Genomic DNA, 25,916 nt, shown 5'->3' on the forward strand with positions numbered 1-25,916 from the left:
GCGGGTAACCTGGCCAGGTGCCTGCCGGTCTGTCGTTTCTGCTGTCGAACACCGATCTCAACGCCCGCGGATTCGGAGTGCGCGCCGCGTTCGGCTCCGTGGCGCAGGCGCGAGAGGCCCTCGCCGCCGGCACCGTCGACTTCGTCGGCGGCGCCCTCGGCTTCGACACCGGCGGTCCCGCATCATTGATCGCCCCCGAACGGGTCGACTTCTCCCCCGCAGCCACTCCCGCGACGGTCGACGGCTCGGTGGTCGCGGAGGTCTCGGTGACCCCGGACTCGGTGCACCGCGAGCGAGTCGTCCGCGCACTCGACGCCATCGCGTCGGGCGCCGCCGAGAAGGTGGTCGTGGCTCGCAGCCTGGGCGCGTCGCTCACCCGGGCCGTCGAGCCTGCCGAACTGATCGGCCGATTCACGGCCACTGCCGGCGGGTCGACGGTGTTCGCCGCCGATCTGAGCGCAGCGCCGGGACACGACGGCAACTGGCTGATCGGCGCGAGTCCGGAACTCCTGCTCCGCAAACGCGGTTCCATCCTCCAATGCGTTCCCTACGCGGGGTCGGCCCCGAAGTTCGACGCCGGAGGCCGTCCCGTTCCGAACGCCGCCGAGGAACTCAGCCGTTCGGCGAAGGACTTGCGCGAGCACGCGTACGTCGTCGACTATCTGCGCGACCTGCTCCAACCGCTGTGCAGCCGTATCGCCATCCCCGACCGGCCGCAGACCATCTCCACCAACCACGTCTGGCATCTGGCGACGCCGATCACCGGAGAGCTGGCCGATCCGACGATCACGGCGCTGGAACTGGCGGCGCTGCTCTCCCCGACGCCCGCCGTCTGCGGGACACCGACCGAAGCCGCGGCGCGGATCATCGAGGAGGTCGAAGGACCGCGGGAGTTCTACGCCGGAACCGTCGGCTGGTGCGACGCCGCCGGCGACGGGGAATGGGTGGTCTCGATCCGGTGTCTCGAGCTCGACTCGTCACGCACGAGGGTCAGCGCCTGGGCCGGAGGCGGCATCGTCGCCGGCTCCGACCCCGACGCCGAGGTGGCCGAGACTACCGCGAAGTTCCAGACGGTGCTCAGTGCACTGGCCGACGCGGACCGCCCGGTGCGTGCCGACGCCTGAGCTCAGCCCAGCGCCGCGTCCAGATCGCGCAGCAGATCGTCCGCGCTCTCCAGACCCACCGACAGCCGGACCATCGAGTCGGTGAGACCGATCGCCGCACGGCCGTCGGGCCCCATCGCCCGGTGGGTGGTGGTGGCCGGATGCGTGATGAGGCTCTTGGCGTCACCGAGGTTGTTGGAGATGTCGATGATCTGCAGTCCGTTGAGCACTTCGAAGGCCCGCTCCTTGCCGGAAAGACCCGGCCGGTCGGCGAGTTCGAACGTGATGACCGTTCCCCCGCCGGACATCTGCGAGCGCGCCAGCTCGTACTGCGGGTGCGACGACAGGAAGGGATAGATCGCCTTGGCCACCCGGGGATCGGCGTCGAGGAATTCGGCGACTCGCAGCGCGGTGGCGACCGACTGGTCGAGGCGCAGCTTCATCGTCTCGAGGCCCTTGAGCATCACCCACGCGTTGAACGGACTGAGCGCCGGACCGGTGTGACGCATCAGTTCCCGCACCGGGCCGTCGATGAACTCCTGCGTGCCGAGCACCGCACCGCCCATCACCCGGCCCTGGCCGTCGATGTGCTTGGTTCCCGAATACACGATGACGTCGGCGCCCATGTCCAGACCGCGCTGCAGCAGCGGGGTCGCGAAGACGTTGTCGAGCACCACCGTCGCGCCGGCCGCGTGCGCCATCTGCGACACCTTGCGGACATCGACCAGCGTCTGCATCGGATTCGACGGCGTCTCGAAGAACACCGCGTCCGTCGGCTCGGCGAGGGCCCGCTCCCACTGGTCGAGGTCTTCTCCGTCGACGAAGACCGTCTCGACGCCCCAGGACGGGAGGATCTCGTTGCAGATCACGAAGCAGGAACCGAAGAGGCTGCGCGCCGCGACGAGGCGGCTGCCCTTCTTCAGCAGCGCACCCAGTGCCACGAACACCGCGGCCATGCCGCTCGCCGTCGCGAAGCAGGCCTGCGTCCCCTCGATCTGGCGGAGCCGCTCCTGAAACATCGCGACGGTCGGATTCCCGTAGCGGGTGTAGACGAAACGCTGTTCTTCGCCGGTGAAGGCGCGTTCGGCCGCCTCGGCCGACTCGTAGACGTATCCGCTGTTGAGGTAGAGCGCTTCGGAGGTCTCGAAGAAGCCGGAGCGAAGGATCCCACCGCGCACGGCGACGGTCTCTGGAGAAACCCAGTCGGGCAGCTCTCGGCTCATTTCACAGACTCCTTCATGACTGTCGCCAGGGCAGCGACGCGGCGCGCCAACCGGCCCCGCCACGGTGCCCGTCGGCGTCGATCGGGCCTTCGAACCCGTCGAGAATGTTGTACGCCTGCCCGAATCCGGCGGCGACCGCGGCCTCCGCGGCACCGATGGACCGATGGCCCGAGCGGCACAGGAACAGCAGTTCGTCGTCCGGCTCCACGCCGGCCTCGCGCAGTTGGTCGACGAAGCGCGGATTGGGCGCACCGTTCGGGTAGTCGATCCACTCGACGAACAGCGTGCGCTTGCCGAGCGATTCGGTGTCCGGCACTCCGACGAAGTTCCATTCCGCTTGCGTGCGGCAGTCGATGAGGACTGCCTTCGGATTCTCCGCGAGCCGCTGCCATGCCTGCTCACACGTCACGTCGCCGCTGTAAGTCATCGGTTGCACACCTTCCACTCACCGTTCTCCCGGATCAGCCGCAGCGAGGTCGTCTGTTCGTCGTCCGCGGTGTTCTCGCGGTTCCAATGCGCTTTCACGGTGGCGCTGTCGCCGGTGACTTCCACGTCCATGTTCGGCACGACGATCTTGCCCTTGGCCTCGTTCTCGGCGCGGTTCTGCTCCGCGAACTGGACCGACTTCGGGAAGTCGGCGGCGTCCACATCGGCCTGACAGAACGAGCCGACGTACTGGTCGTAGTTGAGCGTGCCCATCGCGCTGTACATGTCGTTGACCGTGTGCTGCACCTGAGCGGAGTCGCTGAGCCGTTCCTCCGGCGGATTCACCAGAGCGGCGATCAGGACCCACGCCAGCAGCACCACCACGAGCGCACCGGCCAGAATCATCGGGAGCGCCGCTTTCCACGACCGCGGCTGGTCGTCCTCCGGGAGGTCGTGAGACGCCGGCTGGTCTTCGTTCATGACAGCCGAGTGTATCGGCCCATGTCCAGGGACTTTCAACCGTGCCGTCCGGCAACGGGCCACCTTCACCGGGCGCGATTCGTCAATAGTTTTCGGCACCCGATCTTCGACTGAGGTATACCTCACATCGAAATTTTGGCGGCGACCTCACAAGACATAACGTAGAGGTATCCCTGTCCAACCAGCTGAGGAAGCACCTGGAAATGAGTGACAACAGCCGCCCGTTGCGGGTCGCGATCGTCGGTGCCGGGCCGGCCGGCATCTACTGCGCCGATGCACTGATGAAGTCCGACACCGCGTCCGAGCGCGGCGTGAGCATCGATCTCTACGAGCGCATGCCCGCCCCGTTCGGTCTCATCCGGTACGGCGTCGCACCCGATCACCCGCGCATCAAGGGCATCATCAACGCTCTGCACAAGGTGCTCGACAAGCCCCAGGTCCGCCTGCTCGGCAACATCGACTACGGCACCGACATCACCCTCGCCGACCTGCGCAAGCACTACGACGCCGTCGTCTTCTCCACGGGCGCCACCGACGACCGCGCTCTGCAGATCCCGGGCGTCGACCTCGAGCGCAGCTACGGCGCCGGCGAGTTCGTGGCCTGGTACGACGGCCACCCGGACTTCTCCCGCGAATGGCCGCTGGAGGAGGAGAAGGTCGCCGTGATCGGTGTCGGGAACGTGGCCCTCGACGTGGCCCGCGTTCTTGCCAAGACGGGCGACGAGCTGCTCCCGACCGAGATCCCGGACAACGTCTACCAGGGGCTCAAGGCCAACAAGGCGGTGGAGGTGCACGTCTTCGGACGCCGCGGCCCCGCCCAGGCCAAGTTCACTCCGCTGGAGCTCAAGGAACTCGACCACTCGCCGAACATCGAGGTCATCGTCGATCCCGAGGACATCGAGTACGACGAGGGATCGGCCGTCGCGCGCCGCTCCAGCAAGATCACCGACCAGGTCGCGACGATCATCGAGAACTACGCGATCCGCGAGCCCAAGCAGGGTGCGATCCACAAGCTCTTCCTGCACTTCTTCGAGAACCCGACGGAGATCCTCGGCGAGGACGGCAAGGTGGTCGGACTCCGCACCGAGCGCACCGAGCTCGACGGAACCGGCAACGTCAAGGGCACCGGCAAGACCCGCGATTGGGACGTCACCGCCGTCTACCGGGCGGTCGGCTATCTGTCGGACAATCTGCCGGAGATCCCGTTCGACGACCAGGCGGGCGTGATCCCCAACGAGGCCGGCCGGATCTTCGACGACGGCAAGCACCTCACCGGCCTGTACACCACCGGCTGGATCAAGCGCGGTCCGGTCGGCCTCATCGGCCACACCAAGGGCGACGCGAACGAGACGGTCGAGTGCATCCTCGAGGACATGCGCAACGGGGTCCTCAACGAGGTCGAGGACGCCTCCGAGGCCTCCGTCGTGGATCTGCTCGAATCTCGCGGCATCCCGTTCACCACCTGGGACGGCTGGTACCGGCTCGACGAGCACGAGCGCAAGCTCGGCGAAGCGCAGGGCCGCGACCGCGTCAAGGTCGTCGAGCGCGAGGACATGCTCGCCGCCTCCGAACCCCACAAGGTGAACCGGGGCTGACGGCCGCGCTGCCCAGTCCCAGGCTGGTTGAGCAAGCGCAACCCCGGCTGCCTGCTCGACCCGACTCCCCCAGGCTGCCTGCTCGACCCGACTCCCCCAGGCTGGTTGAGCAAGCGCAGCCCCCCAGGCTGGTTGAGCAAGCGCAGCCCCCCAGGCTGGTTGAGCGAGCGCAACCCCCAGGCTGGTTGAGCGAGTCGAAACCACCGTCACCCACCACACCCGAAAACCGAAGGGAGGGCGACCGATCCCGGTCGCCCTCCCTTCGCGTCTGCGACGTCAGTTCACCGCCGTCGCCGGTCTCTACGAGCCGTTGCCGACGGTGGTGGACTTGTCCTTCGGCTGCGCTCGACGCACGTTCTGCCAGAACCCGACGTTGTTCATCGGGTTCTCGACTTGCTGCCCGATGGTGTAGCCGGAGATCGACGCGGGCCAGCAGCCCTTCCATGTGGTGTCGAAGGCGACGAAGGTCTTGCCCGGCTTCAGCTCACCGAGCTTGTTGGTGATCTTGCCGTCCTTGTCCTTCGTCTGCGGAACCCACTTGCTGGCACCGCCGAACTCGGTCACCGTCACACCGGTCATGGTCGAGCCGCCGATGTTCGTGACGCCCATCCAGCGATGCATCTGCCAGACGGGACCGTCGGACCAATTCGGACCCCACAGTTTGAAGGTGCAGGAGATCCCGCCGATGATCTGGAGGTCGCCGGGGGTGCCGGCGTGCGCCTGCGGAACCGCAGCCAGAGAACCCGCGCCGATCGCGCCGGCGGCAGCTACCGCCGCCGCCATCCGTGTCAGGGACTTCTTCATGTCAAGAGCCTTTCGTGTCGTCGGTCGGTAGGTCGACTGGTCCCACCCTTACTCGTGTATCGGGGCTCGCACAGACCTTTGTTACCCAATCGTTCAGGAGACGCACAGGATTGAAACCATCGGCAGACCTGCCCCGGGCCGGGTTCGGCGCCATGACTTAGGTAAGGTATGCCTTTGTGAAAAAGGTGATCGGGGCCGTCGTTCTGGTGGTCGCCATAGGCATCGCGTTCGTCGCATCGATCGCGATCGGCACACGCGACGTGCCGCCGGGTGAGGTCCTGAACGCACTGCTGCACGGATCGAGCAGTCCCGACGGGCTCGGAGTTTTGGTCCACAGCAGGCTGATCCGCACGGTGCTCGGTCTCGTGGTGGGACTGGCGATCGGCGCGGCCGGCGCACTCGCGCAAGGGCATACGCGCAATCCGCTCGCCGACCCCGGTCTGCTCGGGATCAACGCGGGCGCTGCCTGCGCGGTGGTCACCGGGGTTTTCGTCTTCGGTACCTCCGGCCCTCTGGCCAACACCGTCCTGGCGCTGGCGGGCGCGTTCGTCGCCGCGGCGGCGGTGTTCGGGCTGTCGACGGTCACCGGATCGTCGCCGCTGACACTCGTGCTGGCCGGAGCCGGGCTCAGCGCGTGTCTCACGGCGGTGTCCTCCGCACTCGTCCTCTCGGACGGCGCCACCCTCGACACCTGGCGGTTCTGGAACGTCGGAGCCGTCTCGGGCCGCGGCGCCGACGTGCTGTGGACCACGCTGCCCTTCATCGTGGTGGGACTGGTTCTCGCCTTCGCGGGCGGATGGTTCCTCAACCTGATGAGCCTCGGCGACGACATGGCGACGGCATTGGGCGGTCGCGTCGGTCTCATCCGGGTCACCGGCATCATCGGCATCGCGCTCCTCGCCGGGGCCGCGACCGCCGCGTGCGGGCCGATCGTGTTCCTCGGGCTGATCGTTCCCCATATCGCTCGCGCGTTCACCGGGCCCGACTACCGCTGGATCGTCCCCTACTCGGCACTCGCCGGCGCACTTCTGATCCTGGTCTGCGATGTCATCGGCCGGGTCATCGCCCGGCCGGGCGAGGCACAGGTGAGCGTGGTGCTGGCGCTGATCGGCGGGCCGATGCTCATGATCATGGTCCGACGCAGGAGGCTCCCGACCGTATGACCGCCACCGTTCGCCCGCCCATCACGATCGGCGTCGGCAGCGCCCGATGGGTCGTCCGCCGCAGACTCGCGGCCTGCTCCCTCGCCGGCGCCCTGCTCGCGCTGGTCCTCTTCCTGATCGGGCTGTCGGTGGGGTTCACCACGCCCGTCGATGTGGCGCGCATTCTGCTCGGCGGCGGCCGCGTCGCCGAGAACATCGTCATCTTCGACGACATGCTGCCGCGTGTGCTCGTGGCGGCGCTGGCCGGCTTCGGCCTCGGTCTCGCCGGTTGCCTCACACAGGTGATCACCCGCAACCCGCTCGCCGTCCCGGACATGCTGGGCATCACCACCGGCGCGAGTGCCGGTGCCGTACTTGCCCTGACCTCGGCGAGCACCGGATTCGGCGGCTTCTTCGCGAACCTCGGCGTGCCGCTGTCGGCGCTGATCGGCGGCCTCGCGACCGCGGCGCTGATGTACGTGCTGGCCTGGACCAAGGGCCAGGTGGTCACCAGCACACTGCGCCTCATCCTCATCGGTGTCGGGATGACCTGGATGATGCAGGCCGCGGTCGGATACCTGATGTCACGTGCGGACCTGCACGACGCCGCGAGCGCGCAGACGTGGATCATCGGCTCGCTGGCGAATACCGGCTGGAGTTCGGTGCCGCCGGTGGCGGTGGCCGCGGCCATCGGAATCGTCTGGACCGCGATCATCGCGCGCACGCTCGCCGTCAGCGGCCTCGGGCCCGACGTGGCCCGTGCGCTCGGCGTACGTCTCGGCGTCGTCACCTACGGAACGCTGCTCACCGCCGTGGTGGTCGCGTCGCTCGCGGTGTCGGCGGCCGGGCCCATCGCCTTCGTGGGCCTGGCCGCGCCGCAGATCGCCGTCCGCCTGGCCCGCAGTTCTCAACCCACGCCGGTGTTCTCGGGCGTGGTCGGGGCGTGCATCGTCCTGGCCGCCGACATCGTGTGCCGCACGGTCCTGCCCGACGGTCTGCCGGTGGGCGTGGTCACCGCGGCGGTCGGCGGACCGTTCCTCGTCTTCATGATCGTGCAGGCGGCACGCAAGTCCTCGGTGTAGCGGATCGTCGGTGCCGGCGGATCAGCTCATACCCGGCGGGATCCGCCCGGGTCGAGGGGGCGGGGGTCCGGCCGGTCGCTGGCCACCGGGCCCCACCGGTCCGCGCGGTCCCGGCTGCGCCATCGGTCCAGGACGCTGCGGAGGTCCCTGAGGCATCGGAGGTCGGGGCATCGGGGGCGCCTCGCGCCGAATCGGGCGCTCCGGAACCCGGATCGCCTGAGTTCCCGCCTCCATCGCCTCGGTATCGGTCTCGTCGGCCGGCGACGGCGCGGTCTGCGGAATCGGCTTGATCTCGGTCGGCGTCTCCGCGTCGTGGTCCGCGCGCAGAGGCGTCACCAGTCCCGCTGCGCGCGTGGCCTTCTCGCGCGCGATCTCAATCGTGGGTGCGGTCGCCACCGCCACCCCCATCCGCCGGCGCGCGTAGCTCTCGGGCTTACCGAACAGGCGCAGATCCACGTCGGGATCGGCGAGGGCGTCGGCGACGCCTGCGAATCCGATGGCCGTGTCCTCGTGCTCGCCGTAAATCACCGCCGAGGCGCCGGGCGCACGGGCAATCGTGTTCACCGGCAGTCCGAGGACGGCTCGAGCGTGGAGTTCGAACTCCGACAGGCGCTGCGTGGCCATGGTGACCAGACCGGTGTCGTGCGGGCGCGGGCTCACCTCCGAGAAGTAGACCTCGTCGCCTTTGATGAAGAGTTCGACGCCGAACACTCCCCTGCCGGTGGCGACCCCGTCGCCCATCGCGGTCGCGATCCGGGCCGCGATCGAACGCGCTATGTCGTAGGCGGCCGGGCTCATCGGCTGCGGCTGCCAACTCTCGACGTAGTCTCCGTCCACCTGGCGGTGGCCGATCGGATCGCAGAAGTACGTGGCCAGTCGCCCGGTGGCAGGGTCGACGGCGCGGACCGTGAGAAGAGTGATCTCGTAGTCGAATTCGACGAACCCCTCGACGATCACGCGGTCGTTGTTGACTCGGGCTCCGGTCCGGGCCGCCTCCCACGCCGCGTCGACGTCCTCGGGGCCGCGAAGGACCGACTGCCCCTTGCCCGACGACGACATCACCGGCTTCACCACACACGGGAATCCGATGCTCCCGGCCGCCGCGCGCATCTCCTCGAGCGATCCCGCGAAAAGGTACGGGGACGTCGGCAGGCCGAGTTCTTCGTCGGCCAGCCGCCGGATGCGCTCGCGATTGAGAGTCGCGGAGACGGCCTTCGCACTCGGGATCACTTCGGCGATCGACTCGGCTTCCACTCGCTCCAGGGCTTCGGTTGCGATGGCCTCGATCTCCGGGAGCACGTAGTGCGGGCGATGTTTGTCGATCACCGCGCGCACTTGGTCCGGATCCATCATGTCGATCACCTCGGCGTGGTGCGCCACCTGGTGCGCCGGGGCGTCGGCGTAGCGATCAACGGCGATCACTTCGACGCCGAACCGCTGCAGCGCGATCGTGACCTCCTTGCCGAGTTCGCCCGAGCCGAGCAGCAACACCTTCACCGCGGTCGGACTCAGCGGAGTTCCGATCACCTTTGCAACCATGCCCTGGATTCTACGGGTGCACAGCTCCGGAGACGGTCGGCGCTCGCTCGGCCGAATGACCTCGTGAGCGGGCGGTGCACCGAACGCACACGTTCTACGCTGGGGGCATGACCGATTGGCGTGCACCTCGTGCGGCCGCGGGGGTCCGGGAGCACTGGAGCCTGCTGGTGGCAGCGCAGCAGGATCGGCTCGTAATACCGAACGACTGCAACCCAGATCATCGTGCCGTCGGAGGAACTTCATTCACTGCTGCCGAGTTCCGCTGAGGCCACCGCACTTCCGTGCTCCCGGCCGGTGTGTCCGGTCAGGCGGCCAGGAGGGTGTCGAGGTAGTTCTCGATCCGGGATTCGCTGGGTTCGGGCGGTGGCTGGGGTTGGTGGTCCGGTAGGAGTTCGGCGTGGTGGATCTGGTTGATCCGCCATCCGGGCGGTCTTGTCCCGCCGCGGCTGGTGTTGCCGCTGGGTCGCCAGACGACGCGCCCGGCGTGGGGTCCGTCGATCAGGATCATCGTCTGCCATTGCCCGGGGCGGGGTCCGACGGAGCGATTGTGGCGTCCGCATGCGGCGCCGAGGTGGTCGATGTCGGTGGGTCCGCCGTCGGCCCAGTCGGGGAAGTGATGGGCTTGGGTGCGGGTGAACGGGGCTGCGCAGCCGGGGGCGGTGCAGCCGCGGTCGCGGGCGAAGATCATCAGCCGCTGTGCCCGCGACGCGAGCCGGCGTCCTCGTCCGAGGTAGAGGGCTTGTCCGGTGTGGGCGGAGAAGACGGCCAGGTGCGGGGTCGCGGTGGCGGCGACTTCGATCAACTCCGCCACCGGCACCCGGGTCCCGGTCGCGGTCAACGCGATCCCGGCGTGCTCGGCCAACTCGTGGTCGGTGACGGTGATGACCAGATCACCCGACCGCCGACCACCCCCAACACCACTGCGGGAGGCGCGCAGCAGCGCTTGCAGACCATCATGGGTGCGCTGCCCCGGCGTGCGAGTATCACGCTCCACCGCGGCCGCCAGCGCGGCCGGGTCCGCCGACTCCACGGTCCCCGACGGGGAGTCGGGGTCGTCGGGGTTGTTCATCCCCGGTGCCGCCCACGACGGCAGTGCGGCTTCCATTTCCGCGCGCAGGGCCGGGGTGAGGTAGCCGCGGACTTTGCTCATCAGCCGCAGATCTTGGGGCAGGATCGTGAAGCCGCGCAGGCGTTTGCGGTCGCGTTCGTCGGTGACGGTCCCGTCCGGGTCCAGGTGCGCCAGCAGTCGGATGCCGGCGGTGCGGACACCGGCCGGACTCAACTCGCGGGCGACCCACGCCAACTGCACCTCGGCCCGTGCTCGGGTGTCGGCGTCGATGGCGGTGGGGATCTTGTCCATGACGGCGTCGATCTCGCGGACGTGGTCGGCGCCGATCGCTCCCTCGCCCACCGCGACCGCGGTCGCCGGCAGTACCGGTGGGCGGGTTTGGCCTTGCAGGTCGGTGAATCGTCCGATGCCTGCGGCGCTGAGGCGTCGGCGGCGGGCGGCGCCGTCACCGAGCCGCAACCCCTGCGCCAGATACTGATGCACGGACAGGTATCCGGCTTTGCGGTAGGCGCCGCGGTCGGAGACCTCCACCAGCACTGCGGCGTCGACACCGTCGAGACGACGATGCGTACGCTCCAATGTCTCGACCGTCTCCAACAGGGTGTCTTCGGTCACCGCGGACAGCGGCAGGGACGCGAACTTGGTCGCCGCAGCCTCCAACAGCCGGGCGAGGGCGGCCGGGTCGTCCGGCAGCAGCACCTCCGACGTGACCATCGAACCCACCCCCTTTCGACCTGCATAGTGTCCGAGAACACTTCCTGCTGTGCTTCTATGTTCGAACTCTACCGCCGCCCTCTGACAAAACCTCTGGCACAGCCCGCCGAAGCGCCTCGGCGAATCTCACCGCCGACGCCGGCGTCAATCGTGCGTAGCTGACGACGACCCCGTCCACCGACTGCTTGTCTGCCAACGGGTAGTCGGAGACGGCGCGCACCAGCCATCCCGATCGTTCCAGTCGATCACGCACCTGGGCTCCCGGAACGCGGTCGATCACGATCGTCGCGTGCAGCCCGGCGTCGACGCCGATGATCGGCATCTCGGGACAGCGCTCAATCACCGCCGCCGACAACGCATTTCGTCGATCACGATAGGTGCGGGCGACCTTCGCCAGATGCGTCGCGAGGTGGCCGCGGGAGATGAACTCCGCGAGGGTGCCCGCCACCGGCTCCGCCACCGACCACGCACGCCCGGCGTACCTCCGCCCTACGGCGTCGGACAGCACGCCCGGCGGCACCGTCCACGCAACCGCCAACCCGACGGTGAGCGTCTTCGACGCTGTGCCCACATACCCCACGAATTCGCGCGCACCGGGAAGTGCCTGCAGAGCGGGCAGCGGCGGAACGTCGTACCGGAACTCGCCGTCGTAGTCGTCCTCGATGATCACCGAGCCGGTCCGGCGCGCCCACTCCACCAATCGCGCGCGTCGATCCACCGACATCCTGTGGCCGAGCGGATACTGGTGCGCAGGCGTCGTGTACACCAGGCAGCGATCGTCCGGAAGCCGGCCGACACACACGCCGTCCGCGTCCACCTCCACCGGTTCCACCGAGAAACCGGCGCGCGCGAGTTCCCGCTGCGCCTCCGCGTATCCGGGCGCTTCGACGAAGGCGCGCCGAATCCCCGACTCCCACGCCGCCTCGCCGAGCAGTGCGAACCCACATGACGATCCGGGAGTCAGCAGGATCTCTTCGGCGTGCACCCCTCGATGCCTGCGCAGGTGCTCCCCCAGTGCGGCCGTCAGAGCCGTCGTCCCGGCCGTCGACGGCTCGGGCGTCCACGTCGCCGCCCGCACGCAGCTGCGCCACCGACGCGCGTCGATCAGCGAACCGTCCGGCACCCCGGGCCGCAGATCTCCGATGATCCGCGGAACCGCACCCTCCCCACGCACGACGACGGGCGCCGATTCCTCCGTCACATGCGATCTCGCACCGAGCCGTACCGCCGCGCGCGCACCGGCACGCACTCGTGTGCCCGCACCGGGGATCCCGTCGAGGAAGCCGGCCGCGATCAGTTCGTCGTAGCAACCGGTCACCACCGATCGCGAGCAGCTCAGTTGCCGGGCCAGCACTCGGGTGGACGGCAGCCAGTCGCCCTCGGCGAGCCGGCCGTCGACGATTGCGGCGAGGAGTTCATCCACCAAGCGTCTGCTCCGCACCGGCGTGGGCAGACTGATCGGCAGATGGAGGTCCCGGGGAGTCCGCGCCACGACGTCACCTCCCCTTCCCCGACCGACCTCTGATATCCGAGGCCCGACCACCATCGATACTGGTCTCCAGAATTGCTCGATTCTGGATCTTCTCTCAAGTCCAGTATGGCTCTGTACTGGAGTCATGGAGAACCTGACTCGCAAGCGCGACCGCCAGAGCACCGACCGCGACAGCCTCGACCGTCTCCTCGACCAGCAGTGGTGGGGAGTGCTGTCCACGGCCTTCGGTGAGGGAGGCACCGCCGCCGTACGCAGCGTGCCCACCCTGCATGTGCGCGACGGCGACCGCATCCTCCTGCACGGATCCACCGGTGCCGGAGTGATGGGATCACGCCGCCCCGCCGATCAGCGCTCGGCCTTCTGCGTCACCGCGATGGACGCCCTCGTCCTCGCGAACTCGACATTCGACTCCACCGTGCATTTCCGCTCGGCGGTGGTCTACGGCCGACTGGAGAACGCACGGGCCGACGATCGCGCCGAACTGCTGACCCGGTTCACCGACCTACTCACACCCGGCCGGAACGACGAGGTACGTCCGATGACGAAACGGGAGATCGCGGCCACCAATGTGACGGTTCTGCGGATCGAGGAGGGTGAGTGGGTCTACAAGGCGAATGCCGGCGAGGGCGTCGTCCGCCCCGACGACGAGGTCACCGCGTGGTGCGGCGTGATTCCGTTCATCAGCGGCTACGGGGTGCCGCGCGCGGCCGAATGGTCCTCCGACCGTCCGCTGCCGGAGTCGGTGCGCCGACTGGTCGGAGTGTAGATCCGTGTCTGAGCCGACCGTCCGCGCAGGACGAGCGCGGTGCGCGGCGACCATAGACGCGCCTCGTCGTCCCCTGCCGCCGCCACCGCCCGCTCCGACGCGAACGGCAGGTGCGGAGCCTCTTTGGCGGCCTCCGACAGTCGTGCGCCCTCGTTCACCGGGTCGCCGATCACCGTGAACTCGAACCGCTGAATCGCGCCGACGTTCCCGGCCACCACGGTCCCGAAGCTCACCCCGATACCCGCCTTCAACTCCGGCACGTTGCGGGCGAGACGATCGGCGATCTCGCGCGACGCGGCCAGCGCCGCGCCCGCGGGATCGTCGATCTCCAGGGGCGCGCCGAAGATCGCCAGGACCGCGTCTCCCTCGAACTTGTTCACCAGGCCCCGGTGCGTCTCCACCGCCTCGACGATCTGTTGAAAGAAGCGGTTCAGCACCGCTACCACCTCGGTCGGCGTGTGCTCGGTGGCCAGTGTCGTCGAGCCGATGACGTCGACGAAGATCACCGCGACGGTCCGCTCGGCGCCGCCGAGCTCCGGATCGCTTCGCAGAGCCTGCGCGGCCACGTCGCGGCCGACGTGACGTCCGAAGATGTCGCGCACTCGCTCCTGCTCGCGCAGTCCCGCGACCATGCTGTTGAACCCGAACTGCAGTTCCCCCAGTTCGGAGGCGTCGTAGACGACGAGGTCGACGGCCGGGCTGACGTCTCCGCCGCGGACTTTGCTCATTCCGGCCTGAACGTTGCGGATCGGTCCGGTCACATCCCAGGAGAACAGGAACATCGCGAGCAGGCCGACTGCGGCAGCCACCGCCACCAGCACCGTCACCGAGACGAACACGCCGACCAACGACGAGCGACCGCTGGTGGCCGCGAACAGCACCACCATGAACACGCCGCTCAGCGGGACGCCGGTGCCGATGAGCCAGGCACTGAGGGCTCGCGACCGGACGGAGCTGCCGCGCACGGAGAAACCCGCCTGCATGAGCTTGGCGTACACCGGCCGCAGCAGCACGTCGACGAAGATGTTGACGATGGCGATCACGACGATGCCACTCATCAGAACGATGAGCACCACTTTCGGGATGAGGATCGGGTCGACCACGCCGTACCAGATACCCAGCATCACCGCGGCCCCCACCCACAGGAGTGCCTGGAGCGCAGTCAGCCGACGACGCGCCCACGCGGTGCGCCGCGCGTCGTCCCGAGTCGGCACTTGGTCGCGCATCGACCACTTGAGTGACCGGACCGTCATCACCGTGCCGACCAGCACGCCCAGCGCCAGCGAACACACGATGTACACCGGCAGGGCCAGGAAGTTGACCCATACGAGATCGCCGCGCAGGAACGAGGGGTCGGGGATACCGACCAGCGCGAGCGAGATCGCCACCACGATCCCGATCAACTGCGCCCCGACGATGGTCGTCGTCAGGAGCAGCTGGATCCGGATGCGCTGCCTGCGCGGCCCCTCATCGACCGCACCGAGCAGCGTCGACCCGTAGTCGCGACTGAGCCCGCGCGGCTCGTTCATCGGGGTCGCCGGTCAGACGAGCTGATGCCGGACGATCGTCTCGTCACGCCCGGGGCCGACGCCGATGCACGAGATGCGCGCACCCGACAACTCCTCGAGCCGGTGGATGTAGTTCTGCGCATTCTGGGGCAGTTCGTCGAAGGTACGGCAGCCGGAGATGTCCTCCCACCAACCGGGCATCGTCTCGTAGATCGGCTTGGCGTGATGGATGCCGGTCTGTGTCATCGGCCAGTCCTCCACCCGCTCGCCGTCGACCTCGTAGGCCACGCAGATCGGGACCTCTTCCAGACTCGACAGCACGTCGAGCTTGGTGAGGAAGTAGTCGGTGATGCCGTTGACGCGGGTCGCATACCGCGCGATGACGGCGTCGAACCAACCGCAGCGACGGGCACGTCCGGTGGTCACGCCGACCTCGCCACCGGTCTTGGCCAGGTACTCGCCCCACTCGTCGAAGAGCTCCGTGGGGAACGGGCCCTCACCGACGCGCGTGGTGTACGCCTTCAGAATGCCCAGGACCGTCGTGATCTTGGTGGGCCCGATGCCCGCGCCCACCGACGCGCCGCCGGCGGTCGGATTGGACGACGTCACGTACGGGTAAGTGCCGTGGTCCACGTCGAGCAGCGTGCCCTGCGAACCTTCGAGCAACACGGTCTCACCGCGTTCGAGCGCCTGGTTCAGCAACAGCTGGGTATCGGCGATCCGGTGCTTGAACCCCTCGGCCAGCTCCAGCGTCTCGTCCACCACCTGCTGCGGGTCGAGACCCTTGCGGTTGTAGATCTTGGTGAGGATCTGATTCTTGATCTCGAGCGCGGCCTCGACCTTCTGCGCGAGGATCTTCTCGTCGAGCACGTCGGCCACGCGGACGCCCACGCGGGCGATCTTGTCCTGATAGCAGGGCCCGATGCCGCGACCGGTGGTACCGATCTTGCTGTTGCCCAGGAAGCGCTCGGTGACCTTGTCGATGGCGACGTGGTACGGCATCAGCAGATGCGCGTCGGCCGACAGCATCAGCGAAGTCGTGTCGACGCCGCGGTCCTCCAGCCCCTTGAGCTCGGTGAGCAGAACGCTCGGGTCGACGACGACGCCGTTGCCGATGACGTTCTTGACACCGGGCGTCAGAATCCCCGACGGAATCAAGTGCAGCGCGAACTGCTCACCGTTCGGCAGGACCACAGTGTGTCCCGCGTTGTTTCCGCCCTGGTAGCGCACCACCCACTGCAGCTTCCCGCCCAGCAGATCCGTCGCTTTACCCTTGCCTTCGTCGCCCCACTGGGCGCCGATCAGCACAATCGCAGCCATATCAGGTGCTCCTCCTAACGTGCCCACCCTACTGGGTCGCGGTCGAAATGTTGGTCCCCGCTGCCGTATAGCCTGGGTAGGTGCCCTCTCTGCTGATCACGGTCAGCCCCGGCGACGAAGTACCGTCCGCCCTGACCCGCCGCCTCGCCGGCCTGCTCGACGACCCGTCGGCCGGCTCCTCCGCCGGCGCCGTCCCCCGGATCGTGGTGGCCCCCACCGACTCCGATGCGATGGCGCCGGACGCGTTCTTGGCGCGGGTCGTCGCCGCCCTGATGAAGCTCGAACGTCTCGACGTCGAGGTGGCCTACGTCGCACCGCACGCCACCGCCGCTACCGGGAACTACGGCCTACCGCACGGCGATGCCGCGATGCGTCTCGCCGAAACCGGTACGGCGCAGCAGCTTCCACTCATCCGAGACGACGCCGCGACAGTCCTCGTCGGACGGGCACGGCATCTGGGGGCAGCGGGCGAGAAACTGCACGGCGAGTGCATCGCCGACTCAGCGACGATCTTCGACGGCACCGTCCGCGCGGTGGAGATCGAGCCACTGACCGTCGAACCCGGAGTCCGCGGCCGCCGCGCCCGGGCACTGCCCGGCGGATGGAAGAGCGGCCGGGCGGTTCAGACCGGAGGCACCAACCTCGTGGTCGAGCGCGAAGGCGAACTGACCGACCGCGTCGTGAAGCGATCCACCTTCTATCGGCATCACATCGACTGGAGACTGGTGCGACCGTGACCACCCCGACCACCGCGGCCCTCAAGTCCGTTCGACCCGGACCGGTGTTCCTCGGGCTGTGCGCGGCCTTCGCCGTCGGCGTGTACCTGCTGCTGCGGTCCGGCGCGGAACGCAGCGCACTCGGCATGTTCGGCGCCCTGCTCTTCGTGCTGAGCGGATGGGTGATCTCGTTGTCTCTGCACGAGTTCGCGCACGCGTTCACCGCCTTCCGCTACGGCGATCGGTCGACCGAAGTCCGCGGGTATCTGACTCTCGATCCGCGCAAGTACACCCACGCGGGGCTGTCGATCGCGCTGCCGCTGCTGATCGTCGCGCTCGGCGGCATCGGCTTCCCCGGCGGAGCCGTCTACCTCAACACCGCGGCCTTCACCCCCGCGCAGCGCACCAAGGTGTCGCTGGCCGGCCCGGCGACCAACCTGGTCCTCGGACTGGCGCTGCTGGCGGCACTCGCGTCGACCACTCCCACCACCGCGAACCTGAACCTCTGGGCCGCCACCGCCGCACTGGCATTCCTGCAGTTGTCGGCGACGCTGCTCAACATCCTGCCCGTGCCCGGGTTCGACGGTTACGGCGCGCTCGAACCGCATCTGCCTGCGAACATCCGTCAGGCGGCGGAGAAGATCGCACCCTTCGGCTTCCTGATCCTGTTCCTGCTGCTGTTCATCCCGCAGCTGAACTCCGCGTTCTTCGGCCTCGTCTACCACGCGTTCGAGGCCTTCGGAATCAGCCCGGCGTTCGTCTCGTACGGGATCCGCTTGTTCGCGTTCTGGCTGTAGGCGCTGCTCCGCACTTCGGGTCGAGACGTTCAGTCCGCTCTCACCAGGTGAGACTTTCGCATTGGGAGCGATCGCCGGGACGTTCCACCTGGACTGTGGCGTGCTCGAGGCCGCGTTCGGCGAAGACCCGCTGCGCGGCGGTCAGCGCGGCACAGTGATCTCCGGTGCTGCTCAGATGCACCGTCGCCACGTCCATGCCCGTCGTCACCGACCACACGTGCAAGTCGTGCACGTCCTGCACCTCGGGCAGGGCGGCGAGGTCGGCACGCAGTTCGTCCAGGTCGACGTGGGACGGCGCCTGCTGGTTCAGGATCTTGAGTGCGTCGAGCGCGAGCTTCACCGCGCGCGGCACCACCCACAGGGCGATGAAGACCGCGACGATCAGGTCCGCATATCCCCAGCCGGTGGTCATCGCGACCACACCGGCGATGAGCACCCCGACGCTGCCGACCGCGTCGGCGAGCACTTCCAGATAGGCCCCGCGAATCGCGAGCGACGTGCCCGAGTCGGCCCGCAGCAGGTACATGACGATCACGTTGGCGGCCAGCCCCAGCAGCGCCACCACGATCATCGGCCCGCCGGGCACCTCCGGATTCGTCCCGAGTCGGACGACGGCCTCGTACAGCACGTAGACGCCGACGCCCAGCAGCAGCACGGCGTTGAGGACCGCGGTGAACACCTCCGCGCGGTACCAGCCGAAGCTGCGGCCGTCGGTCACCCGGCCGTGGCGGGCGAGCAACAGTGCCACCAGCCCCATCGTCAATGCCACCAGATCGGTCGCCATGTGCCCGGCGTCGGCGACGAGGGCGAGCGAGCCGAACAGCAAGCCGGTGACCAGTTCGACGACGAAGAACGTGCCGATCAGGCCCAGCGACACCGCCAGCGGCCAGATCCGCCGGTGCCCCGCGTCCGGTCGTGCCAGGTCTGCCGCGGTCGGGCCGTGACTGTGGCCGTGTTCGTGATCAGTACCCATGACCTCAATATATGCGAACTTTCGCATATATGACAAGAGTGCTGCGTCTGGTGATCTCGAGTACTCATCTGTTCAGGTGCAACTGCGCGATGGCGGACGAACGCTTGAGTCCGGCGACCATCAACAGATCCACCAGAAGCGAGCGCAACTCCACCAGCAGCGCGGCCTCCGAGAGGTCCTCGACGTGGTCGGCCAGCGACGTGCGCGCTCTGCGCACCACCGAGCGCACCTCGCGCGCGGCGTCTGCCGGATCCGGCGGCTGACCGGGCTCGGCGAGCATCATCGCGCGCAGAGTCTCGAACAGTCCGCCGATGTCCTCGATGATGTCGATCATCGGCTCTTCCACCGCCACCCCGCGCTGCGTCAGCCCCAGCGCCCGCCGCGTGACCACGCGGAAGTTGCGGACCGCGTTGTCGATCGGATCGGCGGTCGCGGCGATCTTGCGCAAACGGTCGCGCGAAGCCCAGTACAGCGGTGAGAGGGTCCCGACCTCACGCCCGGCCAGAATGTCGGCCCGGAGGCCGTCGACGGCGGGCTGGGTGCCACGGGCCGCCGCAAGGACCCGATAGACCGCGTCCTCGTCCCGCGCGCGGAGCGCCTCGGCGAGGTCGTGGCTCAGATCGCGCAGCGTGTTGAGAATGCCCGCGGCGTCGCGGCGCGCCCGCCGAGCCGGATTCACCGGCACCAGCGCCCCCACGAGCAGGCCGATGCAGCCGCCCACCAGCGCGTCGACCGCACGCTGATAGCTCGCCGCACCGCCGGGCGGCAGCAGTGTTGCGATGAGCACCGCCGACGACGCCGCCTGGGTCGGGAGCATCGGGCCGCCGTCGACGAACACCGCGAGGGCCATCGCCGCCGCGACCACAACCGTGATCTGCCACGCACCGGATCCGATCTGGGTCACCACCAGGTCGCCGACGAGGATCCCGATGGAGACCCCGACGATCAGCTCCGCCGAGCGACGCCAGCGGCGGGCCAGCGACAGCCCGAGGGACACCACCGCCGCGATCGGCGCGAAGAACGGCCGAGCGTGGTGAAGTAGATCGAAGGCCACGAACCAGGCCAGCCCCGCGGCGATGGCGCACTGCGCGATCGGCACCAGCGACAGCCACAGTCTGCGCACCCGAACGCGCAGGACCGACGGCAGTCGCTGCACGCCCTGCGACCCCAGGTCGCGGAACGACGCCTTGGACTCCGGTTCTTCAGCGGCCTCGTGCACTCACACCACGACCGTCGGTGTCAGTCCAGCCCCAGTTCGGCGATCGAGCGGGGATCGCTGTCGTTCAACAGGTCGAGGCACCGCAAGTACTCGTCCTCCTCGCCGACGGCTTGCGCGGCACGTGCCAGCGCCCCCACACAGCGCAGGAAGCCGCGGTTCTCCTCATGGCTCCACGGGACGGGACCGAAACCCTTCCAGCCGTTGCGCCGCAGTTGGTCGAGGCCGCGGTGGTAACCGGTGCGAGCGTAGGCGTATGCGGCCACGACCCGTGCGATGTCCGGTTCGGGGCCGTCCAACGCGCCGTCGAGCGCCGCCTCGGCCAGATGGGCCCAGGCGATCGAGGCCGACGGGTGCGCGGCGGCGACGGCCGCAGGATCGGTTCCGTTCAGCAGAGCCGACTCCGCTTCGTCGTCTCCCGGCAGCAGGGTGGGCGGGGGTCCGAGGAGATCTCCAAATGACGTCACGTAATCATTCAATCACCTGAGTGGGACGCTCCGGAGAAGCTCGAGACCGACAGGTCCGATATCCTGACGCTGCGCGTCTAGCAGTACTGTCCCCGACGAACATTGGAAATTGAGCAGATGTCTGATTCGGACAAAGACACTTCGGCTGCCATCGAGAAGGTGGTCGGTGCTTTCCGTGCCCAGCGCGAGCAGGGCAAAGCGGATACGAAGGAAACAGACACGAAGGAAACAGACGCACAGATGACTGCAGAGCCGACCCCGGTCAAGAAGCTCGAGGACGCCCCGGCTCCTCAGGGCGGCGGCAATTCCGAGACGCCCACCAAGGCCTTCAAGATTCCGGCTCAGGCCGCCCCGCAGGGAGCGACGCCGCAGGCGGAGGGCGCACTCGTCGAAGAGACCGTTGTCGGAGACGCGCTCTCGGCCGGCGACGCGGCCGCCGGTGACGCGGTGGACGCCGGCACCGACGCGAAGGTCGATCTGGTGAAGGCCGATCTGGTGGAGCAGTCCATCGACCTGCCCGCCGACGATCAGTCCGCGACGCCGACGGCCACCGGTGACGAGGCCGCAGCCGAGGCCACCAGTGGCGAGGCGCCCTCCGACACGGATGCAGCCTCGGCCCCGACCGTCGTGGTCGCCGCCCCGGCCGATCAGCCCGTCGAGGTGCCGGCATCGGAGGCGCCGACCACCGAGATGGCGGTGCCCGCGGCTGTCGCAGCCGGAGCCGCAGCAGCCGGTGCCGCCGCCGCACCTGCGGGTCGGCCCGCACAGGCCAAGCCCGCGCCGCAGGTGGTCGCGCCGGCCGAAACGCAGCGCAAGCGCAGCCGTGGCAAGCTGATCGGCCTCCTCGTCGCCGCGGTCATCGTCATCGCGGCGATCGCGGTCGGCCTCTGGTATGCGCTGGTCGGCAGCTCACCGGAGCACAAGGTGGCCGACGCCGCCAAGGACTACCGGAGCGCGATGACCTCGGGTGACCTCGACAAGCTGCGCGAGGTGACCTGCGGCGCGGATTACGCGTACTACTCCAAGGTCTCCGACGCCGACTTCCAGAAGGCCTTCGAAGCCCAGAAGAACCGCAATGAGCTGATGACCTTCGACGACGTCAAGGCCGTCCAGATCAACGGTGACACCGCACGCGTCGGCGTCGACATGTACCCGAGCAACGATCCTTCGAAGACCGCGCCCGCGCAGATCACGCTTCACCAGATCGACGGTGAATGGAAGGTCTGCCTGAAGCCGTAACGCCCGCGGTCCCGCACTTCACGAGACGGTCCCCCGGAGCATCGCTCCGGGGGACCGTCTCGTCTCGTATCGGGCGCGTCGGCCCGGCCGGTCAGCGGCCGATCGACTTGCCGGATGACCCGAGGTCGTTGCACGCCTCGACCACGCGCTCGGCCATCGACGCCTCTGCCTTCTTCAGGTAGCTGCGCGGGTCGTAGACCTTCTTGTTGCCGACCTCACCGTCCACCTTGAGCACACCGTCGTAGTTGGTCATCATGTGACCGGCCACCGGGCGGGTGAACGCGTACTGGGTGTCGGTGTCGACGTTCATCTTGATGACGCCGTAGCTGACGGCCTCCTCGATCTCGCTCTTGAGCGAGCCGGAGCCGCCGTGGAAGACGAAGTCGAAGGGCTTGGCCGACGCGTCGAGACCGAGCTTGGCGACCGCGGCGTCCTGGCCCTCCTTGAGGACCTCGGGGCGCAGCTTCACATTGCCCGGCTTGTAGACGCCGTGGACGTTGCCGAACGTGGCGGCGAGCAGGTACTTACCGTTCTCGCCGGTACCGAGCGCGTCGACGGTCTTCTCGAAGTCCTCGACCGAGGTGTAGAGCTTGTCGTTGATGGCGTTCTCGACGCCGTCCTCTTCGCCGCCGACGACGCCGATCTCCACCTCGAGGATGATGTTCGCCTCCTTGGTCTTGGCGAGCAGTTCCTTCGCGATCTCGAGGTTCTCGTCGATCGGGATGGCCGAGCCGTCCCACATATGCGACTGGAACAGCGGGTTCTGCCCCTTCGCGACACGCTCGCGGGAGATCTCGATCAGCGGTCGGACGAAGCCGTCGAGCTTGTCCTTGGGGCAGTGGTCGGTGTGCAGCGCGATGGTGACGTCGTACTTCTCGGCGACGACGTGGGCGAACTCGGCGAGGGCGACGGCACCGGTGACCATGTCCTTGACACCCAGACCCGAACCGAACTCAGCACCGCCGGTCGAGAACTGGATGATGCCGTCGCTGCCGGCATCGGCGAATCCCTTGATGGCCGCGTTGACGGTCTCCGACGAGGTGCAGTTGATGGCAGGGAACGCGTAACCGTCCGCCTTGGCCTTGGCCAGCATCTCGGCGTACTTCTCGGGGGTTGCGATAGGCATTCTCACGTCCTAAGAGAGCCAGTGGATGTTTTCCACTCGATTGTTAGCTGTCCGATCCAGTATGACGGTTGCCTCGCCGGGCCGGGCCGGTCCCCTGCCAAGGACATCGTTAAGGGTTCTCGAAGCGACTGCCGGTAGGATCGGGGCCTGTGATCGACACTCTGCTTGCCGAGACCACGACGAACGTGGCACTGATGCCCGGCTTCATGGATCCGTTCAATCTGATCGGGTACTTCGGAGCGGCCGCATTCTGGGGTCTGCTCCTCGTCATCTTCATCGAGTCGGGCGTCCTGTTCCCGGTGCTGCCGGGCGACTCGCTGCTGTTCGTCGCTGGTCTGATCGCCGCGGGCGAGGCGGGCGAGAACGCAGCCAAGGTCGCAGACTCGGGCCTCACCCTGTGGCCTCTGCTGATCGGCGTCCCGATCGCGGGCATCCTGGGTGGCCAGGTGGGTTACTGGATCGGCCGCTACGCGGGGACGTCGATGTTCAAGCCGGATGCGCGCTTCCTCAAGCAGCGCTACCTCGACGAGGCGCACGAGTTCTTCGAGAAGCACGGACCCATCACCATCTTCCTGGCGCGTTTCGTACCCATCGTGCGCACGTTGGCCCCGATCGTCGCCGGCGCCGCGCGGATGAAGTTCGCCGTCTTCACGATCTACAACGTGGTGGGCGCGATCGTCTGGGGCGCGGGCATCGTCCTGCTCGGCTACTGGCTGGGCCAGTTCGAGATCATCCAGAAGCTCATCGAGCCCATCTTCATCGTGATCGTGCTGATCTCGGTGCTGCCGATGGTCTTCGAGTGGCTGCGCCGCCGCCGGATCCAGAAGAGCGAGAGCCCGGTCGAACTCGACTGATCTCGGCCGAGCCGTGAATCCTGTCGAGTTGGTACCCGTGGTGGGTACCAACTCGACAGGATTCGCATTGGAACCGAACGGCACTCCGCCGCGTCTAATCAGATGTGGGGGATACAGGGGACGTCGCGGCCTACTTGGCGGCGCACGACGGCGTCATCACGGCAACGCAGGCGATCGAGCTGGGGCTGACCCGCAGGCAGATCCAGGGCAGGATCGAGCGCGGCGAGTGGTCCGGCCTGGCGCGGGGCGTCTACCGATCGGCGGCGAACGACTTCACTGAGGCCGCGATGGTCCGCGCAGCGGTTCTCGCGCACCGCGGCGTCGCCGACCGGACCACCGCCGCGTGGTGGCACGGCATGGTGGATCAGTTGCCGACACATCTCACCCTCTCGTGCCGGTCGCAGGCGCCTTCCCTCGAGTGGCCGGTCGGCGTCCGTGCCGTGCGCCGCGTGTACCGTCCCGAATCGCTCACCCGGGTCCGCGGGCTGTCGCTGACACACAAGCCGCTGACCGCACTGATGACCGCTGTCGAACTCGCCGAGGGCACCGCATTCCTCGACCGCATGCTGCAGACCCGGCAGGTCCGGCTCGCCGACCTGGAGCGCGCGCTCACCGACCACGCCGGTCTGGTCGGGATCCGCGAAGCCCGCGGGCTCGTCCGCATCGCGGGGTCCGACAGCGAGTCCGAGGCCGAGCGACTCTTCGCACGTTTACTCAGGCAGTGGCGACTCGACGGGTGGGTGCAGCAGTTCCCGACCGGCAGGTGGCGACTCGACTTCGCCTGGCCCGACCACCGGCTGGCCGTCGAGATCTCCGGCTGGAGTTTTCACCGCGATCCACGCCGCCACGGAAACGACCTCGCCAAGGCGAACCACCTTCAGTCACTCGGGTGGCGCGAACTGCAGTTCAACTGGCACATGATCAACGACCGCCCGTCAGACTGCATCCAGCAGGTGATCGACGCGCTGAATCACCCCGGCTGAAGCGCGGATGAACGGCGAACCGGAAGCCGATCACCACGCCTGATCGAGGTCGGCGTGCTGGGCGATCCACGAGTGCATGACGATGCCCGCGGCGACGCCCGCGTTGATGCTGCGGGTGGACCCGAACTGCGCGATGGAGACCGTGAGATCGGCGCTGTCCTGCGTCTCGTCGCTGACGCCGGGTCCCTCCTGGCCGAACACCAGCACGCACCGCCGCGGGAGTTCGGTGCGTTCCAGCGCCGCCGCGCCGGGTGTGTTGTCGACAGCGACCACCGTCAAATGCTCCGCGCGAGCCCACTCCATGAGGTCGGCGACGGTGGAGTGGTGCCGGAGATGCTGGTAGCGGTCGGTGACCATGGCGCCGCGCCGATTCCAGCGGCGGCGTCCGACGATATGCACCTCGGCCGCGAGGAAGGCGTTCGCGGTCCGCACCACCGTGCCGATGTTGGCGTCGTGTCCCCAGTTCTCGATGGCGATGTGGAACTCGTGGCGACGCGTGTCGAGGTCCGCGACGATCGCCTCGCGGGTCCAATAGCGGTAGGCGTCGACGACGTTGCGCCGATCCCCCTCCGCGAGGAGCGTGCGGTCGTAGCGGGGGTCACCGGGCAGCGGTCCCTCGCATTCCTCGAGCCACGGGCCGACACCGACGGCTGGACCGACACCGGTGACCCACTCGGTGGGCCCGACGGCGTCGTCGGGCCGGTCAGGCAAGGCCGAGGTCGGCCAGCCCGAGGAGCGACCGGTACGGCACACCGAGCGCGGTGATGACATCATCTGCGCCGGTCGCACGATCCACCACGGTCGCGACCCCGACCACCTCGGCACCGGCCTCGCGCGCGGCCTCGACCGCCTGCGACGGCGACGCACCGGTGGTCGACGTGTCTTCGACCACCAGCACGCGACGCCCCGCGATGTCCGGGCCCTCGATCCGGCGCTGCATGCCGTGCGTCTTGGCGGCTTTGCGCACCACGAACGCGTCGACGGCCCGACCGTCGGCGTGCATGATCGACGTCGCGACCGGGTCCGCGCCGAGCGTGAGTCCGCCGACGGAGGCGTAGTCCCAGTCCGCGGTCAGCTCTCGCATCAGCTGACCGATCAGCCGTGAGGCCTCCGAGTGCAGCGTCGCGCGACGCAGGTCGACGTAGTAGTCGGCTTCCTTGCCCGACGACAGCGTGACCTTGCCGTGCACGACGGCCAGTTCGGTCACCAGTTCGGCGAGGCGGGCGCGTGCGGCGCCGTCGACGGCGGGGGTGGCATCGGATGCCGACATGGGTCACCAGCT

25 protein-coding genes are annotated in these 25,916 nt (G+C 68.3%); 10 read left to right on the top strand and 15 right to left on the bottom strand.

The window, feature by feature from the left end; translation table 11 throughout:
• Nucleotides 1-17 precede the first annotated feature (17 nt).
• Nucleotides 18-1,124: an isochorismate synthase gene (locus ABFX36_RS11440; RefSeq protein ID WP_278125071.1), complete on the top strand. Its 1,107-nt coding sequence runs from the start codon at nt 18-20 to the stop codon at nt 1,122-1,124.
• 2 nt (nt 1,125-1,126) lie between these two features.
• Here the strand turns inward: ABFX36_RS11440 and ABFX36_RS11445 are convergent, their stop codons facing one another.
• The 3 genes from ABFX36_RS11445 to ABFX36_RS11455 are packed head-to-tail and all read right to left on the bottom strand — an operon-like array spanning nt 1,127 to nt 3,232.
• Nucleotides 1,127-2,326, bottom strand: coding sequence for an O-succinylhomoserine sulfhydrylase (locus tag ABFX36_RS11445; protein WP_278125072.1), 1,200 nt, complete (start codon nt 2,324-2,326; stop codon nt 1,127-1,129).
• 13 nt (nt 2,327-2,339) lie between these two features.
• Entirely contained in the window at nt 2,340-2,753 is a 414-nt protein-coding gene (locus ABFX36_RS11450; RefSeq protein ID WP_006896154.1) for a rhodanese-like domain-containing protein, read from the bottom strand.
• Nucleotides 2,750-3,232: an Rv0361 family membrane protein gene (locus ABFX36_RS11455; RefSeq protein ID WP_045538260.1), complete on the bottom strand. Its 483-nt coding sequence runs from the start codon at nt 3,230-3,232 to the stop codon at nt 2,750-2,752. The genes ABFX36_RS11450 and ABFX36_RS11455 overlap by 4 nt, the downstream gene beginning before the upstream one ends.
• A 203-nt stretch (nt 3,233-3,435) precedes the next feature.
• Between ABFX36_RS11455 and ABFX36_RS11460 the strand changes: the two genes are divergently transcribed.
• Nucleotides 3,436-4,827: an FAD-dependent oxidoreductase gene (locus ABFX36_RS11460; RefSeq protein WP_278125074.1), complete on the top strand. Its 1,392-nt coding sequence runs from the start codon at nt 3,436-3,438 to the stop codon at nt 4,825-4,827.
• A 300-nt stretch (nt 4,828-5,127) separates the two neighbouring features.
• Here the strand turns inward: ABFX36_RS11460 and ABFX36_RS11465 are convergent, their stop codons facing one another.
• Entirely contained in the window at nt 5,128-5,631 is a 504-nt protein-coding gene (locus ABFX36_RS11465) for a hypothetical protein (protein WP_006896151.1), read from the bottom strand.
• A gap of 176 nt (nt 5,632-5,807) precedes the next feature.
• On the opposite strand from ABFX36_RS11465, the gene ABFX36_RS11470 reads away from it, so the two are divergent.
• The gene (locus ABFX36_RS11470; protein WP_006896150.1) at nt 5,808-6,794 is read left to right on the top strand and encodes a FecCD family ABC transporter permease; all 987 of its coding nucleotides are present in this window, start codon (nt 5,808-5,810) and stop codon (nt 6,792-6,794) included.
• Nucleotides 6,791-7,855 carry a FecCD family ABC transporter permease gene (locus ABFX36_RS11475; protein WP_222111716.1) on the top strand — a complete coding sequence of 355 codons (1,065 nt, stop codon included), beginning with the start codon at nt 6,791-6,793 and terminating at the stop codon, nt 7,853-7,855. Before ABFX36_RS11470 ends, ABFX36_RS11475 begins: the two co-directional genes overlap by 4 nt.
• A gap of 21 nt (nt 7,856-7,876) precedes the next feature.
• Here the strand turns inward: ABFX36_RS11475 and purT are convergent, their stop codons facing one another.
• The 3 genes from purT to ABFX36_RS11490 form a co-directional block, all read right to left on the bottom strand.
• Nucleotides 7,877-9,394: a formate-dependent phosphoribosylglycinamide formyltransferase gene (purT, locus tag ABFX36_RS11480; RefSeq protein WP_278125078.1), complete on the bottom strand. Its 1,518-nt coding sequence runs from the start codon at nt 9,392-9,394 to the stop codon at nt 7,877-7,879.
• 304 nt (nt 9,395-9,698) lie between these two features.
• Entirely contained in the window at nt 9,699-11,177 is a 1,479-nt protein-coding gene (locus tag ABFX36_RS11485; RefSeq protein ID WP_346076400.1) for an HNH endonuclease signature motif containing protein, read from the bottom strand.
• Between the two features lie 55 nt (nt 11,178-11,232).
• Nucleotides 11,233-12,669, bottom strand: a complete 1,437-nt coding sequence (locus ABFX36_RS11490) for an aminotransferase-like domain-containing protein (protein WP_346076402.1) — start codon at nt 12,667-12,669, stop codon at nt 11,233-11,235.
• A gap of 124 nt (nt 12,670-12,793) precedes the next feature.
• Between ABFX36_RS11490 and ABFX36_RS11495 the strand changes: the two genes are divergently transcribed.
• Nucleotides 12,794-13,435, top strand: a complete 642-nt coding sequence (locus ABFX36_RS11495; protein WP_278125084.1) for a pyridoxamine 5'-phosphate oxidase family protein — start codon at nt 12,794-12,796, stop codon at nt 13,433-13,435.
• On the opposite strand, the gene ABFX36_RS11500 is transcribed toward ABFX36_RS11495, so the two are convergent.
• Together ABFX36_RS11500 and ABFX36_RS11505 are read right to left on the bottom strand one after the other, a co-directional pair.
• Nucleotides 13,357-14,964: an adenylate/guanylate cyclase domain-containing protein gene (locus ABFX36_RS11500; protein ID WP_278125085.1), complete on the bottom strand. Its 1,608-nt coding sequence runs from the start codon at nt 14,962-14,964 to the stop codon at nt 13,357-13,359. The two genes, ABFX36_RS11495 and ABFX36_RS11500, sit on opposite strands and share 79 nt — an antisense overlap.
• A gap of 12 nt (nt 14,965-14,976) precedes the next feature.
• Nucleotides 14,977-16,263 (bottom strand): adenylosuccinate synthase, encoded by a 1,287-nt coding sequence (locus ABFX36_RS11505; RefSeq protein ID WP_006896143.1) that lies wholly within the window; start codon nt 16,261-16,263, stop codon nt 14,977-14,979.
• Between the two features lie 80 nt (nt 16,264-16,343).
• Between ABFX36_RS11505 and ABFX36_RS11510 the strand changes: the two genes are divergently transcribed.
• Entirely contained in the window at nt 16,344-17,000 is a 657-nt protein-coding gene (locus ABFX36_RS11510) for a hypothetical protein (RefSeq protein WP_278125088.1), read from the top strand.
• Nucleotides 16,997-17,776: a site-2 protease family protein gene (locus ABFX36_RS11515; RefSeq protein ID WP_346076405.1), complete on the top strand. Its 780-nt coding sequence runs from the start codon at nt 16,997-16,999 to the stop codon at nt 17,774-17,776. The genes ABFX36_RS11510 and ABFX36_RS11515 overlap by 4 nt, the downstream gene beginning before the upstream one ends.
• Nucleotides 17,777-17,816: 40 nt before the next feature.
• On the opposite strand, the gene ABFX36_RS11520 is transcribed toward ABFX36_RS11515, so the two are convergent.
• From ABFX36_RS11520 to ABFX36_RS11530, 3 genes are all read right to left on the bottom strand, one after another.
• Nucleotides 17,817-18,749, bottom strand: coding sequence for a cation diffusion facilitator family transporter (locus ABFX36_RS11520; RefSeq protein ID WP_346076407.1), 933 nt, complete (start codon nt 18,747-18,749; stop codon nt 17,817-17,819).
• A 64-nt stretch (nt 18,750-18,813) separates the two neighbouring features.
• Nucleotides 18,814-19,968 (bottom strand): FUSC family protein, encoded by a 1,155-nt coding sequence (locus ABFX36_RS11525; RefSeq protein ID WP_411815640.1) that lies wholly within the window; start codon nt 19,966-19,968, stop codon nt 18,814-18,816.
• A gap of 20 nt (nt 19,969-19,988) precedes the next feature.
• Nucleotides 19,989-20,432 (bottom strand): DUF3151 domain-containing protein, encoded by a 444-nt coding sequence (locus tag ABFX36_RS11530; RefSeq protein ID WP_346076409.1) that lies wholly within the window; start codon nt 20,430-20,432, stop codon nt 19,989-19,991.
• Between the two features lie 240 nt (nt 20,433-20,672).
• Between ABFX36_RS11530 and ABFX36_RS11535 the strand changes: the two genes are divergently transcribed.
• Nucleotides 20,673-21,671 (top strand): Rv0361 family membrane protein, encoded by a 999-nt coding sequence (locus ABFX36_RS11535; protein WP_346076411.1) that lies wholly within the window; start codon nt 20,673-20,675, stop codon nt 21,669-21,671.
• A gap of 91 nt (nt 21,672-21,762) precedes the next feature.
• Here the strand turns inward: ABFX36_RS11535 and fbaA are convergent, their stop codons facing one another.
• Nucleotides 21,763-22,797, bottom strand: a complete 1,035-nt coding sequence (gene fbaA / locus ABFX36_RS11540; RefSeq protein ID WP_006896136.1) for a class II fructose-bisphosphate aldolase — start codon at nt 22,795-22,797, stop codon at nt 21,763-21,765.
• Nucleotides 22,798-22,946: 149 nt separating this feature from the next.
• Here fbaA and ABFX36_RS11545 point away from each other — a divergent pair, with 149 nt between their 5' ends.
• Both ABFX36_RS11545 and ABFX36_RS11550 read left to right on the top strand, forming a co-directional pair.
• Nucleotides 22,947-23,651 (top strand): DedA family protein, encoded by a 705-nt coding sequence (locus ABFX36_RS11545; protein ID WP_006896135.1) that lies wholly within the window; start codon nt 22,947-22,949, stop codon nt 23,649-23,651.
• Between the two features lie 104 nt (nt 23,652-23,755).
• Nucleotides 23,756-24,634 carry a DUF559 domain-containing protein gene (locus tag ABFX36_RS11550; protein WP_346076414.1) on the top strand — a complete coding sequence of 293 codons (879 nt, stop codon included), beginning with the start codon at nt 23,756-23,758 and terminating at the stop codon, nt 24,632-24,634.
• A gap of 30 nt (nt 24,635-24,664) precedes the next feature.
• Here the strand turns inward: ABFX36_RS11550 and ABFX36_RS11555 are convergent, their stop codons facing one another.
• On the bottom strand, nt 24,665-25,345 hold the full coding sequence (locus tag ABFX36_RS11555) for a TrmH family RNA methyltransferase (RefSeq protein ID WP_006896133.1): 681 nt from the start codon (nt 25,343-25,345) through the stop codon (nt 24,665-24,667).
• On the bottom strand, nt 25,338-25,904 hold the full coding sequence (pyrE, locus tag ABFX36_RS11560; protein WP_006896132.1) for an orotate phosphoribosyltransferase: 567 nt from the start codon (nt 25,902-25,904) through the stop codon (nt 25,338-25,340). Before pyrE ends, ABFX36_RS11555 begins: the two co-directional genes overlap by 8 nt.
• Between the last annotated feature and the right edge of the window lie 12 nt (nt 25,905-25,916).

The organism is Gordonia cholesterolivorans (assembly GCF_039531975.1).
Classification (GTDB): Bacteria; Actinomycetota; Actinomycetes; order Mycobacteriales; family Mycobacteriaceae; genus Gordonia; species Gordonia sihwensis.

Bases quoted from the DNA above. Each gene is read 5' to 3' on its own strand.
- ABFX36_RS11445 (WP_278125072.1), bottom strand. From the start codon at position 2,326: ATGAGCCGAGAGCTGCCCGACTGGGTTTCTCCAGAGACCGTCGCCGTG.
- ABFX36_RS11450 (WP_006896154.1), bottom strand. From the start codon at position 2,753: ATGACTTACAGCGGCGACGTGACGTGTGAGCAGGCATGGCAGCGGCTC.
- ABFX36_RS11455 (WP_045538260.1), bottom strand. From the start codon at position 3,232: ATGAACGAAGACCAGCCGGCGTCTCACGACCTCCCGGAGGACGACCAG.
- ABFX36_RS11460 (WP_278125074.1), top strand. From the start codon at position 3,436: ATGAGTGACAACAGCCGCCCGTTGCGGGTCGCGATCGTCGGTGCCGGG.
- ABFX36_RS11465 (WP_006896151.1), bottom strand. From the start codon at position 5,631: ATGAAGAAGTCCCTGACACGGATGGCGGCGGCGGTAGCTGCCGCCGGC.
- ABFX36_RS11475 (WP_222111716.1), top strand. From the start codon at position 6,791: ATGACCGCCACCGTTCGCCCGCCCATCACGATCGGCGTCGGCAGCGCC.
- purT (WP_278125078.1), bottom strand. From the start codon at position 9,394: ATGGTTGCAAAGGTGATCGGAACTCCGCTGAGTCCGACCGCGGTGAAG.
- ABFX36_RS11485 (WP_346076400.1), bottom strand. From the start codon at position 11,177: ATGGTCACGTCGGAGGTGCTGCTGCCGGACGACCCGGCCGCCCTCGCC.
- ABFX36_RS11495 (WP_278125084.1), top strand. From the start codon at position 12,794: ATGGAGAACCTGACTCGCAAGCGCGACCGCCAGAGCACCGACCGCGAC.
- ABFX36_RS11500 (WP_278125085.1), bottom strand. From the start codon at position 14,964: ATGAACGAGCCGCGCGGGCTCAGTCGCGACTACGGGTCGACGCTGCTC.
- ABFX36_RS11505 (WP_006896143.1), bottom strand. From the start codon at position 16,263: ATGGCTGCGATTGTGCTGATCGGCGCCCAGTGGGGCGACGAAGGCAAG.
- ABFX36_RS11520 (WP_346076407.1), bottom strand. From the start codon at position 18,749: ATGGGTACTGATCACGAACACGGCCACAGTCACGGCCCGACCGCGGCA.
- ABFX36_RS11535 (WP_346076411.1), top strand. From the start codon at position 20,673: ATGACTGCAGAGCCGACCCCGGTCAAGAAGCTCGAGGACGCCCCGGCT.
- fbaA (WP_006896136.1), bottom strand. From the start codon at position 22,797: ATGCCTATCGCAACCCCCGAGAAGTACGCCGAGATGCTGGCCAAGGCC.
- pyrE (WP_006896132.1), bottom strand. From the start codon at position 25,904: ATGTCGGCATCCGATGCCACCCCCGCCGTCGACGGCGCCGCACGCGCC.